This is a genomic window from Staphylococcus saprophyticus subsp. saprophyticus ATCC 15305 = NCTC 7292, from assembly GCF_000010125.1.
Classification (GTDB): domain Bacteria; phylum Bacillota; class Bacilli; order Staphylococcales; family Staphylococcaceae; genus Staphylococcus; species Staphylococcus saprophyticus.
Genome location: NC_007350.1, coordinates 184,432 through 202,319, shown reverse-complemented (window position 1 = coordinate 202,319; position 17,888 = coordinate 184,432). Strand labels below are relative to the sequence as shown.

The window sequence follows — 17,888 nt, the reverse complement described above, 5'->3', positions numbered from 1 at the left end:
TCTTTAAACTGGTCCTTAAAAATGAGGAATTAAAAGTAGGTGAAATAGATAAAATTTAGAGTCTATGCATTGGGTTTTATAAATGTATGCATTTCACTTAAAAGTGACTGAATACCATAGTATAAAGCGTATTCAAGTAGGTACTGTAATATATAATCATTTGAAAGTGGTGAAAGAGGAATACTTGTTATTAAATTACAACAAGTTTAAGGGTTCACTTCACGTTAATTTTGACGTGATTAGACTGTTTGTTTTGTAGTGTAATTATTTTTTACGCTAAAACTTAGTTACAAAATAAGTCATGTCTCATCATATCATACCCATCATATTCACTCCCCATCTTTTTAAATACATCAAAGCAAGATTGATGTGAGTCATTACTAAATAACTCAAAAAATGGCGCCATTTCTATAACAAGTAAATTCAGATTGGAAACAAAACGTTTTGTATCTATAAAGATTTTTATTCTAAATTTAATAGAATTATTTAGTAATAACTTAATTTTATTATATTGTCGCTCGTGTAATTTGTAAAGCGCTTTTTTGTATTTACTAAAATAACATTTTTCTCGCCTTATCATATTTGTAAAATGAAAACCTCAAAAAATACTGTAATCTTTTTAATTGATTATAGCTATTTTATAAAATATTTTGTACTTAATGTCTATACTATTTAACACCACAAAGCAATTTGTAATTTGATTGCATCAGAATATTTTTTGGGGTTCAAACCTGTTTGTAGTTTACATTTTTCTAAACGATATAGCAGTGTGTTGCGATGAATATAAAGATACTTAGCCGTTTGTGCAATATTCAAGTCATTTTCAAATAAACTTTTTAATGTTTCAATACTTTGATTGTCTAACTCACCTAGTATTCTTTTTTTATATCTCTCCCTTATTTCTTCATTTATCTGATAAAGTAATGTTTTTTCTTCCACATCTTCAAATGAAGCGAAAGATACATTTTCTTCGTTTAACATAAACACAAGTTCACATTCTTCGTAAGCATTTTTAAAATCATTTAAACTTGTAAACACTAAACTAGAAGCAATACGTACATCTAAATTTAAGGATGTAAATACTTGATGAATGCGATATATTTTTTGATTCAGTTCATCTTGTAGCTCATCTGTTGCTAAAATAACAATATGATTATAATTAGTAAAAGCGACTGCGAAAGTCGCCTTATCCATTATTTTAGCTAATCTTTGTACAATACTACTTCGTGAAAAAATTTGTTTCTCCAAATTAATAATGATGCATTTTCTATAAGTTAGAAACGCTACATTTAATTGTTTTGTTAAATATTGGATAAAGGATTGTGAGGGTTCACTTTTCAATAATTCCTCGATTAGTAATTCCTGACTACGTAACTGTCCTTCTAATTCATATGTAAAATAATTTTGATAAAGTAACAACTCTGTGGACATTTTCACCAAATCAGCCACATGCACTAATGCTGATGGATCACCTGTAATACCAATCACACCTACTACGTTATCTTGAAATATAATTGGTAAATTAATACCCGGCTGTGTACCTTGTAAATAACTCGTTTCTTCTTCAGACAAAATCACTATATCCCCACTCGCTAATACTTTGCGCGCACCTTCATGAACTTGACCAATTCTACGCTTATCAAACGAAGCAATGATTTCTCCATTAAAATTCATTATATTAATATTACTATTCGTTCTTTTTACTGTTTCCTCAACGATTAATGCAGCTAATTCATCTGTTAATACATTCATCATTTTATCCCCTATCATTTTCATACAAATTAATAACATCATTTTTGTATATTTTAACCCTATTTTCAATAAAATTAAATCGATATAATAGAATAATACAACGATGAAATCGTTTACAAGGAGGATGGCGTATGACAATTGTTTTAGCACCGGATTCATTTAAAGGTAGTATGTCAGCTACTGAGGTTGCTCGCTATATGAGTAAGGGTATTTCTGATATATTCCCTGAAGCCGATATACATACCTTACCCGTTGGGGATGGAGGTGAAGGCACCATGGAAGCTTTGGTAAATGCCACGAACGGTACATTCACCACACTCAATGTGACAGGACCACTTGGCGATACTGTCTCTGCACAATATGGTGTACTCCATGACAAGGAAACCTGTGTCATAGAAATGGCTGAAGCGTCTGGATTAAAGCATGTGCCAGACAATGCACTTAATGTGATGCAAGCCACTACATATGGTACTGGAGAATTAATTCTTGATGCATTGGATAGCGGTTATACGCAATTCATCCTTGCAATCGGCGGGTCTGCAACGAATGATGCAGGTGCTGGTATGTTACAGGCACTTGGTGCCAAACTTTTAGATCAGCATCATCATGAAGTTGATCTTGGTGGTGGTAATCTACATAAGATACAGCATATTGACTTAAGTCATTTTGATGCACGTATCAACCAATGCAACTTTACGATTGCCACTGACGTACAGAATCCATTAATTGGTACAAACGGTGCTTCCTACGTTTTTGGTAAACAAAAAGGTGCAACAGAATCAGATTTAAAACAATTAGAACACAACCTGACACATTGGGCCGATTTAGTAGCCCATAAGAAAAGCATTCGTCTGCATGACTTACCTGGCGCTGGTGCTGCTGGCGGTTTAGGTGGTGCTTTCAAAGCTTTTTTCCCTAGTCATTTTGAAGATGGCATTCAAGTCGTCATAGACTATATCAAACTGGATCAATATTTAGAAAATGCTGATCTAGTTATTACAGGTGAAGGTAAGATCGATTTCCAAACATTATACGGTAAGACACCCATGGGTATTGCCAAATATGCAAACAGATACAATGTCCCCGTTGTTTTTATAGGCGGATCGATTGATGTCGATATCGATCAATTTAAAGATATGGGGGTAATTGGTGCTTTTAGTTTAACCGATGGACCGATGTCGCTGGAGGAAACAATAAACCAATCAGAAAAATTAGTTAAAAAAACAACCCAAAACATTGTTAGTCTCTTTTTTCATGAGTCAGCAATTTTATCTAAATTTTCTGAATAATGTTAAACTACACTTACTAGTCATGTGTTATATCATAATTTGAAGTATAAGGAGGAGATCATTTTGAAAACAAGCATATTATATGGTAAATCCAATGTCGAAATCGATTTACCTGATCACAGTGTATTGATTGAACCTACTGATATCGATGCACTCGATGACGATACAAATGCAATTCGTAATGCTTTAGCAGATCCTATAGGCACTAAACCATTAAATGAAATGGTAAGTGCAAACCAAACCGTCGCCATTGTCATTAGCGATATTACTAGACCAACGCCTAATCATATCCTTGTGCCATTGATCCTAGAAACTTTATCACACGTACCGCCTGAGAATTTCGTCATCATAAATGGTACAGGCACGCATCGTGATCAAACACAAGAAGAATTGATACAAATGTTAGGTAAAGATGTCGTCGATCAAATTAAAATTGTTCATAATCATTGTAACGACAAGGATACTTTAAGTAAGGTAGGCCATAGTAAATATGGATGTGATGTCTATTTAAATAAAGACTATGTTGAAGCCGATTTTAAAATCGTCACTGGATTTATCGAACCGCATTTCTTTGCTGGATTCTCTGGTGGCCCAAAAGGCATAATGCCTGGTATTGCAGGTATTGAAACAATCATGACTTTTCACAACGCTAAAATGATTGGCGATATACGCTCTACATGGGGCAATATGACGGATAATCCCGTCCAGGATATGACTAGAGAAATCAACGCTATGTGTAAACCTGACTTTATGCTCAATGTCACTTTAAATAAAGAAAAAGAAATTACCGCAGTCTTTGCTGGAGAATTATATGAAGCACACGATAAAGGATGCGCCTATGCTAAGGCTCATGCCATGTTTAAATGTGATAATCGTTTTGACGTAGTGATTGCTTCAAATTCTGGTTATCCGCTAGACCAGAACTTATATCAAACCGTTAAAGGCATGAGTGCTGCGCACAAAGTAGTTAAAGAAGGTGGCAGTATCATCATGTTATCAGAATGTAGCGATGGTTATCCCAATCACGGTAACTACGCTAAAATACTGAAAATGGCAGACTCCCCGCAAGGCCTTGTGGACATGATTAGCGATCCGAATTTTGCAATGCTCGATCAATGGCAAGTTCAAAAACAAGCAGTCATTCAAACATTTGCTGATGTATATTTATACTCTAAACTGACTGATAAACAAACAACAGATGCTATGCTTCATCCTGCACATGAGATTAATAACACATTAAAAGAACTGGAAACAAAATATGGAACTGACATGACCATAGGCGTCATGCCGTTAGGACCACTGACAATTCCATATGTTGAATCATAATTGAGGAGGAATACTATGTTAACTGAAATGATTACAAAAGAACAAAAATTAGAAACGATTCTTAAAGATATGAACAGTGTTATTGTTGCTTTTTCTGGTGGTGTAGATAGTAGTCTTGTGCTAAAAAAAGCAATCGATGTTTTAGGACATGATCATGTCAAAGCCGTTATTGTTAAATCTGAATTAACTAGAAATGAAGAATTTGATCAAGCCATTGCTTTAGCTCATCAACTCAATGCCCAAGTAATTGAAACTGAGATAGAAGCTTTAAAAGATCCACATATCGTTGAAAATACCCCTGATAGTTGGTATTACAGCAAACGTCTATTATATTCTAAGCTCGAAGCATTACGCGCACAGCTCAACTTTAACTATGTAGCTGATGGGATGATTATGGATGACATCAATGACTTTAGACCAGGATTAAAAGCAAGAACAGAATTTAATGTTAGAAGCATTCTCCAAGAGGCTGAATTGTTTAAATCTGATGTGAGAGCTATGAGCAAATCCAACCATCTACCTGTTTGGAACAAACCTGCATTATGCAGTTTCGCTTCTCGTATTCCTTACGGCGAACCATTAAGCATTTCAAAAATAAATAAAATCAATGAAGCTGAAAAATTTATTTTAGCTTTGGGCTTAAACCATGTTAGGGTCCGCTACCATCAAAATATTGCTAGAATTGAAGTCAACGACGCTGATATACCTAGTGTAATCCATAACAAAGACCAGATAACCGTCTACCTTAAAGAACTTGGATTCGACTACGTTACGATTGATCTTGAGGGCTACCGTACAGGCAGTATGAATGAAGTGATTGATACGCATCATACACATTAACAAAGTAAAGGTGGCAGTCAAATGGTAGAAAAATACGACGCAATAGAACAATTACTGAAAGCTGTACATGCAAATGAATTATCTGTCGACGATGCAAAAGACCAATTAAATCACTACGACGAGCTAGGCTTTGCAAAAATCGATCTTCATAGAACACAACGCCAAGGCTTTCCTGAAGTCATTTTTGGTGAAGGAAAGACAAAAGAACAATTGCATGATATCGTGCATACACTTATTAAACATGACTCTATTGTTCTGATTACGAGAATTGACCAAGAAAAAGCTGACCATATTACTGCCAAATATGATCAGCTTGAATACCATGAAACGGCACGCATTGTCTCAACACCAATCAAACATATAGCTAAGACAAATCATTATGCCTCCATCATTTGTGCAGGTACTTCAGATTTACCAGTTGCCGAAGAAGCTGCTATCACCGCTGAAGTCATGGGGATTCAAGTTCAACGTTTTTATGATGTAGGTGTTTCAGGTATTCATCGATTATTTGCACATATTGAATCTATTCGACAAAGTAAAGTTTCAGTAGTTGTTGCTGGAATGGAAGGCGCCCTTTCAAGCGTTGTTGCTGGATTAGTTGATCATCCGGTTTACGCTGTACCCACGAGTATCGGTTATGGAGCCAATCTACAAGGTGTAACAACTTTATTATCTATGGTTAATTCATGTGCACCAGGTACAAGTGTGCTTAATATTGATAATGGTTTTGGTGGTGGTTACAATGCTGCTATGATTATTAATATGATTGAGAGTCATTAAAATTGGAGTGGTAAATTATGACAAATGGTCTTTATTTAGATTGTCATGCGGGTATCGCGGGTGACATGTTATTATCCTCTTTGGTAGATTTAGGTGCAGATGTAGATTATGTGCATCAACACTTATTATCACTACCTTTAGATCAATTTAGTTTAAACTTTGCTAAAAAAAATAAACAAGGCATACAAGCGATGGGTCTAACAATTGACTTTGAAGAAGCACATCATCATAGAAAAGCGTCAGACATTTTCAACATGATTAACGAGAGCACTTTACCCAACAGAGTCAAAGAACGTAGCATGCTGATATTTGATGTTATTGCACAAGCTGAAGCAAAAATTCATGGCATGAAAATAGAAGATGTCCATTTTCATGAAGTTGGTGCGATGGATTCCATTATAGATATTATAGGTAGTTGTCTTGCATTAGAAGATTTGGGTATTGATGAAATAAAATCGTCACCCGTACCTACTGGAAATGGCAAGATTAAAATTGCACATGGTATATATCCCATTCCAGCGCCAGCAACCGCTGAAATACTTAAGGATATCCCACTTGCAACATTTGATGTTCAAAGTGAACTGACAACACCCACTGGTGCGGCATTTATTAAGGCTTTAGCAACACATATCGGTCCTTTGTCTGCTGTATCAATGTCAAATATTGGTTACGGTTGTGGTACAAAAGACTTTGAGTTTCCAAATGTTATACGTGCTATACAATATACAGCGACAGAAACGACCCCAAATCAAGTACAAGTATTAGAATGTCAAATTGATGATATGACGCCAGAAACACTTGGTTACTTTATAGAGCAAGTGATAAATGAAGGCGCATTAGACGCATTTTACACACCTATTACGATGAAGAAAAGTCGGCCTGCGACTCAATTAACAGTAATAAGTAGCGTCACACAAGCAAAGGAATTCGAAGATTTTATTCTTAAACACACTACATCTCTCGGTGTGCGCAGTTACGCTGTTAATCGCAAAATTTTGCATCGTCAATTCCAAACCATCCATACAACATATGGCGCCATTTTGGTCAAACTAGCAATGAAAGATAATAAAATTATAAAAGCAAAACCTGAATTTGAAGATGTTAAAAATGCAGCACTTCACTCTGGACAGTCTTTCACTAATGTATATAATGACATTCAAAATGAAGTCAGAAAACACATTCAAATAGATTAAAATGAAAAAGTGAGAATCTTCATCTAATCAACTAACTAGATGAAGGTTCTCACTCTTTTTTATAGCAGTAATGACTGCTCATCATTTGAAGAAAATCATCTTTACACGCTTCATGCGTTCTACTTTTGCGATGGTCCTACTTTGATGTTTGCACTATCCAATGCTTGTTCTAATACTTCAATAACTTGGATACTATGTTCTAACTTTTGGGCGGCTAAATCATTATTTTTCTGTTTAATGATTTGGGCAATTTTTAAAAAATCTTTCTCTACCTTGAGGACCTCCAAATCTTTCTTGACCTCTACTAAAACCGAATTCAAATCCTTCACGTTTTCTCTTTGTATTATGAAAATGTCTGCTAAACATATAAATCACCTTTCTTTATTTCGATATATCGAAATATGTCAACGATATATCGTTATTCTTTAAAATTTATTTATATATAACGTAAAATAAAGAACGACACAAACCCAAATTTTACCTTCGGATTTGTGTCGCTCTTATCTTTATTAATTATACTGCTAATTATCTAATATATTTTAATGACTGTAATCTTGCATCATTGCAACGATATTAACCATTTTGTTTTGCGAAAGCTTGGCCAATTGCATTTAATTTATGTGGCGCGTCATGAACACCCATCTTAACTTCAATGAAGTGCATTGTGTCTGGTTGCGCTTCTATTTGAAGTAGTACTTTTTGAAATGCTTCACTCGTATTCACATCATGTACTTGAACTTCATCTTTTCCACCAAATACGGTAGGTAATAATTTATAATCCCACATCTTAATATCGTTATACATAGCATTTTCACCATGGATTTTACGTTCTACTGTGTAACCATCATTATTAATCACAAAAATAATAGGTTTAATCTTCTCTCTAATCATTGTTGATATTTCCTGAACCGTAAGCTGTAGTGAGCCATCTCCAATCAACAATAAGTTTCTACGACTTGTATCTGCCATTTGTGTGCCTAAAGTAGCTGGTAATGTGTAACCAATAGAACCCCAAAGTGGTTGTCCAATAAATTTATTGTTATGTTTCAATGCTAAATCATACGCACCAAAGAATGATGTACCTTGTTCAGCTAATATAACATCTTCTTCTCTAATAAAATCTTGCATCATTTTGAAATACGTTTCTTGTGTTAACGGCTCATCAGTCAAATCGTAATCATGTGCTTTCGGTTGTTTAAATTTTGGGAATTCCGCATTATTCACATAGTTAATGGCATTCAAGCCGTCCAATAAATCTACCAATGATACTTCTGTATCTTTCGTTTCATTCATTTTAAAATGATGATGATTAATCATAACTACATCGTCAATATCAAATTGATATGAATAGCCAGCTGTAGCAGAGTCAGTTAATTTTGCACCTATATTTAAGATAGCATCACTTTGATCAACGTAATTTCTAATATCTTCTTCGGCTAACGATGCATCATAAATCCCCATGTAGTAAGGAGATGTTTCATTAAATGCGCCTTTACCTAATGAAAGTTGTACAACCGGAATTTGAGATTGCTTTACAAACTGTTCAAGCTTCTCATGTAATTTAAAACTATTAATTTCATGTCCGGTAATAATAACTGGTTTGTCTGCACTTTGTAATTTATCTTTAACCATTGTCATGTACTTCGTTACATCAGTCTGTGGTCGTTGTTCAATTTCAAATGGCGTTGCTACATCAATTTCACTATTTGCCACATCAATGGGTAAATGAATATGCACAGGTCTTTTTTCATAAAGTGCTGCATTGATTACTCTTGGAATTTCACTTTGTGCATTTTCTGGTGTAATATACGCTTGCGCTGTAGTAATGGATGCATACATATTTCTATAGTCATCAAAATTCCCTTCTCCTAGAGAGTGATGTACATATTTCCCAGCGCTTTCAACTGCTCTTGTAGGTGCACCAGTTATTTGAATCACAGGCACACGCTCAGCGTATGAACCAGCTATACCATTAACGGCACTTAATTCTCCAACACCAAATGTCGTAACCATTGCGGCTATACCTTTCATGCGAGCATAACCATCTGCTGCATAACTCGCATTCAACTCATTCGTATTACCAATCCATTCCATGTCGTCTCGGCTAATAATGTCATCTAAAAATGTTAAATTAAAGTCTCCTGGAACACCAAACACTTTATCTACACCAACATCACTGATACAGTCCATTAAATATTGTCCAACTCTTTTTTTCATTTTCATTTCCCCTTTCAAACCATCTCAATTACACTACAAATTTAACTCATTTATTATAAAAGGTCAATAATGTTGACTTATATATTGATAGCGACTTATTGTTTTAAAAAAGAAAACGATACAGCTCGTTACGCTATATCGTTAGTTAGACACTCATATTTATTTGTTAAAATCATCTTTTAGATATTTCACTTCCTGAAAACCAGTACGGTATGAAGCCAATTCTTCCATAATTGCATACCAATCATTACCTACTTTTTTCTGTATATCTTGAAACATATCATTTTGTTTTTTATTTAACTCTCTAACTAATTTCGTACCTTTATCAGTAGAATATAACGCTTTGACACGCTTATCCGTAGCTGTTTGCTTTTCAATGATGTAAGCTTCATCTTTTAATTTTTTTAATGTGGCATGACTACCTTGTTTAGATATTTCTAAACTTTTCAATAAATCTTTAATTGTAATACCAGGTACTTTCTCAATAAAAAATAAAAAACGATGATGTTGTCTATTCAACCCATATTTTTCGATTATTTCATCTGCAGTGTTAATAAATGTTTTATAGGCAAAATAAAACAACAAATTCTCATAATCATTGTTATTACTATTACTTTCCATTACACACAATCCTCTGTTTCTTATTTTAATACAATTTTACTAGCTGAAATCCATTTGAGCATTATCCATACATATATTACTCACTATTTTCTTTATTATAACAGTTCTAATGCCACGGATTATCTAATTTTCATATATTAACTGTCGAGATGTCTAATTAATAATAAATGATTACTTATTTTTCTAAAATGCTTACACACTTAAAAGTGATTTCTTATTGCTAAATCGTCATCAGTACCCATTCATTTTTCAATCATTATGGTCTCTCTAAATGAATCATATCGTCAGCATGATCCGTAAAAATACCATCTACGCCCCAATTAGCTAATTGATTCGCACGTAGTGATTTGTTAACTGTCCACACATTTAATGTATAACCTGCATTTTTTATCATTTTCACACGCGCTTGAGAAAGTTTGGCATCTTCAATATTCACAATATTTGATCCACAAAAATCTAATAAAGTTCTCCAATCTCCTTGGAACGCTGCAGATTTAAAAATTAATGCTCTTGGATATTCTGGCAATAACGCTTCGGCTAATTTAACTAAATAGACATTAAAACTTGAAATCAATACTTCTATATTCGAATCTAGTTCTTTTAATTGTTCAGCGACTTGTGTAACCATGCTTTCAGATAAGGCCGTACCATTCGAACCACTTACGCCCTTTAATTCAATATTTAGATTTATTTGCGTTTCATTCGCCATCTTGATGACATCTTTAAAAGTCGGCAATCTTTCAGCTTCAAATGCTTTGCCAAACCAACTGCCAGTCGAAGCATTTTTTATGTCCATATAATCTAATTGAGTTACTTCACCTGTCATATCCGTTGTTCGATCAAGAAAATCATCGTGTATGATAACTAGCTGTTCATCTTTCGTAATTGCAACATCTAATTCAATCCATTTTAAACCAGGTATGTCAGCAGCCTTTTTATATGAAGCCAGTGTATTTTCTGGCGCTTTACTCGGTAAACCTCTGTGACCATAGATTGTAAACATCGAACCATCCTCTTCCGTTATCGTTTTCCATAATTATGATAGGAACATAGCCATATTTCAAATAATTTATGTAAGATTCATGAAACTATTATTTATAATATGCCTTATTTAAAAATTAAAAACACCCTCAAATATGTACTAAATTCCTAAAATTAGGTTTTCATACCAATTTTCAGGTGCACATCATTGAGCGTGTTTTACTTTTATCATTACTAAAAACTATTTAAAGTATTGTCACTATTTTCGTTAAATACTAACTTATTTTCTAATTAAAGCTAAGATACCAGCAACTAAAATTAAAATTCCTGACAATATGCCAAAAAAGCTAATAAACACGATATTTAAAATGCCACCAACTAATAGCAACACTCCTATAAGTACTCTTTTTTTATTTATTATACAACTAAGCACTAGAGTTATAATACATGTTAAAATAACTGCTATGCCTAATCCTGTAATACTACCACTTTCAGTAGCTCCAAATTCTGCGCCAATACCATCAAGCATAATAGCAAATAATCCACCTAAAATACCAAATATACTTCCTAAAATTCCTAAAATCATTTCTGCTACCCTGTTTGTTTGTCTAACCGTTTGATTTTGATTCATATTTATTTACCTCTTTCATTTTTAGTTTATGCTGCGTCATCTTCTGATGTATCTTCATCCGTTGTATCTTCTTCTTCGATTTTCTTCATTTCTTCTTCGTATTCTTTATCTATAGCTTCCATTTCCTCTTCATACTCTTTTTCATCTTGTTCCATTTCTTCTTCTAAAGCTTTATCTTCTTCATCCATTTTCTTATCATATAATGCGTCAACACGTGCTTCTAATTGATCATATTCGATTTCTAACACATCATCGTCTACATGATTCATTTTTTCACCATCAGTTAATGCGTTATATTCATCCACTAGTGCGTTATACATTTCTGCTGAATATCCTGTTTCTTCACTTTCAGTATCTTCTGAGTCTTCATCTGTTATTTTTGGTTCTTCGCTGTCTTCTGATTCAACATTAGTGTCTGTTTCCGCTTCATCATTCGACTCATTACTATTAGCTACAGATGCTTCCTTGATATCTGTTTTTTTAATTTCCCATTTAGCTTTTACATTATTGAATTTTGGCGTAGCATCCATCTCTAAAGTATAATTATCACTATCCGGCACATCATAAGTTATGTATCCAGAACCAGTGTTCCCTTTATTTAATTGATGAGAAAAGCCTGCATTCGTATCGTCATTACCAAACCATTCTTGATAATTTTCATTATTTACCTTCATGCTAAAGTCAGATGAATCCATAAGCACCTGATCTTCATTATTATTTTTAAATTTCAAATACACTTTAATAACTTTTCCGTTTTCTGGTGCACTATATTCGTCATAATCATTAACATATTCAATTTTAGTTAATTTCACTTGCACACCATCTGCATCAACAGCCTGTCCAATTTTAAACTTTTTCATTTTGCTAGTTGCTTTTGATTTATCTGAATCTTTATCCGCGCTTTTTGCTTCATCATTTTCAGTACCACAACCAGCTAATACAAACATAACCATTATTACAAAAAATAATAATCTTTTCATATTATCCCAATCCCCCAATTTTATTCTTATTATTTATTTAATGTGTTTTACTCCATTTTAAAATTAATTATACACATGCTCTATAATCTTATAACATTTTTAATTAAAATCAATAGTTTTTAAAAGAAAATTTTTACCTTTTAAAATATTTTTGAATTGCGTATATAAAATGACTTAAAATAACAAAATAACCGTACAAATAAATTTTGTACGGTTATTTTGTGTAATTATTTTTGGAATTTTTAATACTAAACGAAAAAGTATGTATCTCATTCCTTTTCATCTTGATTGTGAAGCCACACCAACAAATACGCCTCACTATTCGTAATAATGAGGGAAGCGATGTATAAATGAATGCTTATTTTTATCACGCGTATTATAACACCACAGCAAGTAAGAAAGAAAAATGGAAGTTAACTCAAATATAGTTAATTATTTAAATGATTATGCCTCTATTTTTGTATCTTTGAAAAATATTCAATCAAACTTTTTTTAGTTTTATTTATTATTGGAACCTTGTTACTTTTATTTTTATAACACAATCCTATCGTTCTTTTCGCATCATGATTTTTTATTGGAATTTGTTTCAAATTAGGTAAGCGCACATCCCTCAAATGTGGCAATATAGATACGCCCAGTCCAGAACTGATAAATGTCGCTATTGTAATGACTTCGTCACCTTCAAAACTAATTTCCGGTGTAAATTGATATGCTTTTAATATTTCATCTACTTGTTGTCGTAATAATAAATTAGGCTTTAATAATATGAATTTTTCATTCACCAATGCTTCAATAGCAATTTCACTACAATGGCTTAACCTATGCTGTTCATGTAATGTCACATATAATTTTTCTACAATGAGCGGTTCAAAATGCGTATTCTGACTTGTTTCAGAAATAGTAGTAATAATCATATCCACTTCCCCGTCATCTAACATTGTAATTAAGCGTTTCGCATCATGTTGTATCAATTTCAATTGGATATTTGGATATGCTAAATTAAATGACTTTAAAAATTCTGATATATAGGTCACGCCCACTGAATGTAAAAAACCTATGACTAATTTCCCATTATATACATTAGTAGCATCAAGCACATTACTTTTATAGATATCCATTTCATTGATGATATTATTCGTCGTTTTTAAAAATGCGATACCGTACTTATTCAGTTTAATCGTTCTTCCAACCCTGTTAAAAAGTGGGATGCCTAGTTCCGCTTCTAAGTTCTTTATCGCCCTACTCAACGTTGATTGACTTACGTTTAACATTTTTGCACACTCTGACATATTTTCAGTTTGTGCTAATTGCTTAAAGTATTCAAAGTGATGCCACTCCATCTCAACAACCCCTTATGCATATTGTGCATTCATTAAATGAAAATAATGCATTTTTTATATTATTAATTACATGCTAACATAAATACATCAGATCATAAGCGGGGTTTTAACATTGGACGATTTAAAAAACAACTATGTCAAAAAAGGATCACAGGCTTATATAAAAATCATTGTTGCCCTGTTCATTTCAGGATTCACTATATTTTCAATTCTTTATAGTGTGCAGCCACTTATTCCACATTTTACAAATGCTTTTAATGTAAGCGAAACCGTTGCTAGTTTAGCGCTGTCTGCAGCAACAATCACCTTAGCGATTGCAATGCTGTTCTTCGGTGCACTATCAGAAGTTTTAGGTCGCAAACCGATTATGATATTTTCTGTTATATCTGTGTCACTTTTAGCATTGGTGCAACCTTTTATTTTAGATTTTAATACTTTTCTAATCGTGCGCTTGATACAAGGTATCTGTTTAGCAGGGCTCCCTTCCATAGCAATGGCTTATATTGGCGAAGAAATTTCTTCACATAATTTACCTGAAGCTATGGGAATTTATATTAGCGGTAATGCTTTTGGTGGTGCTTTTGGGAGGATATTCACTGGTTTTATTTCTAGTATTTATGGTTATCAAACAGGTCTAATTTCAATAGGTATCATTAGTGTGATTGCTGCAATTCTTTTTACATTTCTATTACCTGCATCTAACCATTTCGAAAAACAACGCTTTTCTGTCAAAGCATTATTAGTGAGTTACAGTAAACATTTGAAGAATATTAGATTATTAAAACCATTTATGATAGGTTTTTTGCTTTTAGGTTGTAACATTGCAGCCTTTAACTATATCGGTTTTGTATTAGCGGATGAACCCTATCATTTACATGATAGTGTGATTAGCTTTGTTTATTTATTATTTTTAATCGGTATGATTTCATCTATACTTAATGCAAAATTAAGAGCACAACTTGGGACTTTAAATGCTTTGAAATTTAGTATATTGCTGCTCATTTTCGGTATTTGGATCACACTTCTACCGCCATTACCCTTTAAAATACTAGGTTTAGCATTTAGTGTTTATGCGTTTTTCAGTGGTCATGCAATTGCAAGTGCAGTTGTTACAAGTCGTGCCGAAGATCATAAAGCACAGGCATCTAGTTTATATTTACTTTTCTATTACATGGGGTCATCTGTCGGTGGTACTTTAGCAGGGATTTTTTATGGCGCTATTCAATGGCCTGGTGTTGTATTGATGATTACAGCATTTATGATCATTGCCTTTATCATCGCGCTTACTATAAAACAAAAATAAGAGAATAGAACAGAAATCAAATTTTCTAGTAGAGATTTGTTAGTTACATCCCTGCAATGTTGGCTGGGATAAAGGGTTACCCTAATCTAAAGGTCATATATAAGAACGACGCGTTTCTCTAAAAATAGAAAATAGTCTCTTTAAATAAGTGAGACTTTATATTTTCAATTCTGTCACCTACTACCTAATTGCAAACAGAGTCCGAGACAACTATCTATGCCTCAGACCCTCATTACTATAATAAAAAGCTAACTCAGAATCCTTATGATTTCAGAGCTAGCTTTTATTTTTGATATTTTATTTGACTTGTTCCGTTTGTGCTTCAAATTCATCAAGTAATTTCCGAGCATCATCTGTCGTATTCGTACTCATCAATTGATGTCTTAATTCACTTGCACCTCGGATGCCTCGCACATATATTTTAAAGAACCTACGTAATGGCTTAAACTGACGTGGTTCATTTTCAGTATATTGATCGAACAAATCAAGATGTAATCTCAATAGTCCAAGTAACTCTTCACTCGTATGTTCTCTTGGCTCTTTTTCAAAGGCATATGGATTATGAAAAATCCCACGGCCAATCATTACGCCATCAATGCCATATTTTTCTGCAAGTTCAAGTCCTGTCTTTCTATCTGGAATATCTCCGTTAATTGTTAACAACGTGTCTGGTGCAATTTCATCACGAAGCTTTTTAATTTCACCAATCAATTCCCAGTGCGCATCTACCTTACTCATTTCTCTACGTGTACGTAGATGAATCGACAAATTTGCAATATCCTGTTCAAATACATGTCTCAACCAGTCTCGCCATTCATCAATTTCAGAATAACCAAGACGCGTTTTCACACTTACTGGTATACCGCCTGCTTTAGCTGCTTGAATAATTTCTGCAGCTATTTCAGGACGTTGAATTAAACCCGAACCTTTTCCTTTTGTCGCAACATTTGGCACAGGGCAACCCATATTCAAATCGATACCTTTAAATCCCATCTCTGCCATACCGATACTCATTTCTCTAAAATGATCTGGTTTATCTCCCCAAATGTGAGCAACAATAGGCTGTTCATCTTCGGTAAATGTTAAACGCCCACGCACGCTATGGACACCTTCAGGATGGCAATAACTTTCTGTATTCGTAAACTCAGTAAAAAATACATCTGGTCTGCCCGCTTCACTAACCACATGACGGAAGACCACATCAGTAACGTCTTCCATCGGCGCTAATACAAAAAATGGACGCGGTAATTCACGCCAAAAATTTTCTTTCATATATAATTAAACCTTCTTATCTATTATTATCTCGAATTTTTATCCATGACGATATTACCACAAAATGTCAACTTACACAAAAAGATGATAACCAATAAAAAGACTACACACATATATCTTCAGAAGCCTTTTATAGATATAAATCATTCTTGCTTTGATATTATGACATGCTATACAAAAACACTTTGCACAAAAGTTAATCTGTTACTCTATAGCTATAAAAACTACTTAATAAGCCGATACACAGTATAACTGCTGCAAATATTAATGCTGCATTATAATTACCTGACTCGCCAATTAATACACCTGAAAAAGCAGGTGCAATCATTTGTCCTAAACTATATATGACAGTTAATGAAGCGACTAAATTAATTTTACTAGCACTTTCAAACATCAGCGTTTGTGCTTTAGACATGAATAATGTCGTCAAGCCAAGGAATGTTGCTCCAAAAAATAGCGAACTAATCACCAAACTCATCATACTTCCTGAAAATACTGGCAATACCACAGCAATAATTTGTAGGATAAACGCCAAATATATTGCTTTCGCATGCCCTAGCTTGTTAGCCATCATCGACCACAAAATCGTTGACGGAATTGCACCTAAACCTACAAACATCCAACTTAAAGCTGCATAATCGGCTAATTCGGGTATAGATTTAACGATGGCTACAAAGAAAGTACCCGTTATAATATATCCTGCACCTTCACAAAAATATGCTATTGAAAATCCCCAAATAAATTTTTTCTTCAACTTAACCGCTACATTATTTGTGTTATTTGATGAATTGGAATCTTCATTTTCAGTGATTGGATTTTCACGCATTCCAAATAATACAAAACTTCCCATAATTAATGAAAAAAGACTAAGTACAATCCAAGTCATCTTCCACGTGTCAGCACTAGTATAGATGAAAATAAATATACTACTTGTAAAAATTCCTAAACCTACACCACTGTACAATAAACCTGAAATACCATCTTTCTTAGCTACTCTTAACGCCTCAAGGGCTACATTTGATGCTAAGACAAAAACAGTACCACTTGTTATCCCAGAAATGAGGCGTAATATGGTCCAAACTGTAAAATCATCCAATAACCCCATCATTAAGGTTGAAATGATATTTATAAATAAATAAATTTTCAAATCTGTAACTTTGTTCACTATAACTAACCACATAGGTATGATAGCACCTATTAAATAACCTAAATAGTTGATTGTTGCCAATAAACCAGCACTTTGATTATCCATATGACCTGTTTGTTGCATAAATGGCATTATAGGTGTATATGCAAAACGTCCAATTGCCATCACTATAAATAAACAAACCATCCCTAATATGAGTTGTCGGTATGCGTGTTG

At 33.6% G+C, this 17,888-nt stretch carries 16 protein-coding genes; 6 read left to right on the top strand and 10 right to left on the bottom strand.

The features are described 5' to 3' along the window. Nucleotides 1-672: 672 nt before the first annotated feature. Nucleotides 673-1,752, bottom strand: a complete 1,080-nt coding sequence (locus SSP_RS00880; RefSeq protein WP_037537494.1) for a CdaR family transcriptional regulator — start codon at nt 1,750-1,752, stop codon at nt 673-675. A 131-nt stretch (nt 1,753-1,883) separates the two neighbouring features. On the opposite strand from SSP_RS00880, the gene SSP_RS00875 reads away from it, so the two are divergent. From SSP_RS00875 to larC, 5 genes are all read left to right on the top strand, one after another. Then, nucleotides 1,884-3,041 carry a glycerate kinase gene (locus tag SSP_RS00875; RefSeq protein ID WP_011302174.1) on the top strand — a complete coding sequence of 386 codons (1,158 nt, stop codon included), beginning with the start codon at nt 1,884-1,886 and terminating at the stop codon, nt 3,039-3,041. A gap of 63 nt (nt 3,042-3,104) precedes the next feature. Further along, a complete protein-coding gene (gene larA, locus SSP_RS00870) occupies nt 3,105-4,367 on the top strand; it encodes a nickel-dependent lactate racemase (protein WP_011302173.1) in 1,263 nt (420 codons plus the stop codon). A gap of 15 nt (nt 4,368-4,382) precedes the next feature. Next, nucleotides 4,383-5,207, top strand: a complete 825-nt coding sequence (larE, locus tag SSP_RS00865; RefSeq protein ID WP_011302172.1) for an ATP-dependent sacrificial sulfur transferase LarE — start codon at nt 4,383-4,385, stop codon at nt 5,205-5,207. Between the two features lie 21 nt (nt 5,208-5,228). Continuing rightward, complete coding sequence (gene larB / locus SSP_RS00860; protein WP_011302171.1) at nt 5,229-5,987, top strand: nickel pincer cofactor biosynthesis protein LarB; 759 nt, start codon at nt 5,229-5,231, stop codon at nt 5,985-5,987. Nucleotides 5,988-6,004: 17 nt separating this feature from the next. Then, on the top strand, nt 6,005-7,180 hold the full coding sequence (gene larC / locus SSP_RS00855; protein ID WP_011302170.1) for a nickel pincer cofactor biosynthesis protein LarC: 1,176 nt from the start codon (nt 6,005-6,007) through the stop codon (nt 7,178-7,180). Between the two features lie 119 nt (nt 7,181-7,299). Here larC and SSP_RS00850 read toward each other — a convergent pair whose 3' ends face one another. From SSP_RS00850 to SSP_RS00820, 7 genes are all read right to left on the bottom strand, one after another. Continuing rightward, the gene (locus SSP_RS00850; protein WP_225310467.1) at nt 7,300-7,467 is read right to left on the bottom strand and encodes a hypothetical protein; all 168 of its coding nucleotides are present in this window, start codon (nt 7,465-7,467) and stop codon (nt 7,300-7,302) included. A 286-nt stretch (nt 7,468-7,753) separates the two neighbouring features. Further along, on the bottom strand, nt 7,754-9,397 hold the full coding sequence (locus SSP_RS00845; protein ID WP_011302168.1) for an alpha-keto acid decarboxylase family protein: 1,644 nt from the start codon (nt 9,395-9,397) through the stop codon (nt 7,754-7,756). Between the two features lie 159 nt (nt 9,398-9,556). Further along, nucleotides 9,557-10,018, bottom strand: coding sequence for a MarR family winged helix-turn-helix transcriptional regulator (locus tag SSP_RS00840; RefSeq protein WP_011302167.1), 462 nt, complete (start codon nt 10,016-10,018; stop codon nt 9,557-9,559). 256 nt (nt 10,019-10,274) lie between these two features. After that, nucleotides 10,275-11,021 (bottom strand): glycerophosphodiester phosphodiesterase family protein, encoded by a 747-nt coding sequence (locus SSP_RS00835; protein ID WP_011302166.1) that lies wholly within the window; start codon nt 11,019-11,021, stop codon nt 10,275-10,277. 258 nt (nt 11,022-11,279) lie between these two features. Next, a complete protein-coding gene (locus SSP_RS00830) occupies nt 11,280-11,630 on the bottom strand; it encodes a DUF4064 domain-containing protein (RefSeq protein WP_011302165.1) in 351 nt (116 codons plus the stop codon). A gap of 26 nt (nt 11,631-11,656) precedes the next feature. Then, on the bottom strand, nt 11,657-12,610 hold the full coding sequence (locus tag SSP_RS00825; protein ID WP_011302164.1) for a DUF4352 domain-containing protein: 954 nt from the start codon (nt 12,608-12,610) through the stop codon (nt 11,657-11,659). A gap of 452 nt (nt 12,611-13,062) precedes the next feature. Then, nucleotides 13,063-13,950, bottom strand: a complete 888-nt coding sequence (locus SSP_RS00820) for a LysR family transcriptional regulator (RefSeq protein WP_011302163.1) — start codon at nt 13,948-13,950, stop codon at nt 13,063-13,065. A 94-nt stretch (nt 13,951-14,044) separates the two neighbouring features. On the opposite strand from SSP_RS00820, the gene SSP_RS00815 reads away from it, so the two are divergent. Continuing rightward, complete coding sequence (locus SSP_RS00815; protein ID WP_074381770.1) at nt 14,045-15,253, top strand: MFS transporter; 1,209 nt, start codon at nt 14,045-14,047, stop codon at nt 15,251-15,253. A 297-nt stretch (nt 15,254-15,550) separates the two neighbouring features. Here the strand turns inward: SSP_RS00815 and SSP_RS00810 are convergent, their stop codons facing one another. Together SSP_RS00810 and SSP_RS00805 are read right to left on the bottom strand one after the other, a co-directional pair. Then, complete coding sequence (locus tag SSP_RS00810) at nt 15,551-16,525, bottom strand: tRNA dihydrouridine synthase (RefSeq protein ID WP_002482113.1); 975 nt, start codon at nt 16,523-16,525, stop codon at nt 15,551-15,553. Between the two features lie 196 nt (nt 16,526-16,721). Next, nucleotides 16,722-17,858: a YbfB/YjiJ family MFS transporter gene (locus SSP_RS00805; RefSeq protein ID WP_046199704.1), complete on the bottom strand. Its 1,137-nt coding sequence runs from the start codon at nt 17,856-17,858 to the stop codon at nt 16,722-16,724. Between the last annotated feature and the right edge of the window lie 30 nt (nt 17,859-17,888).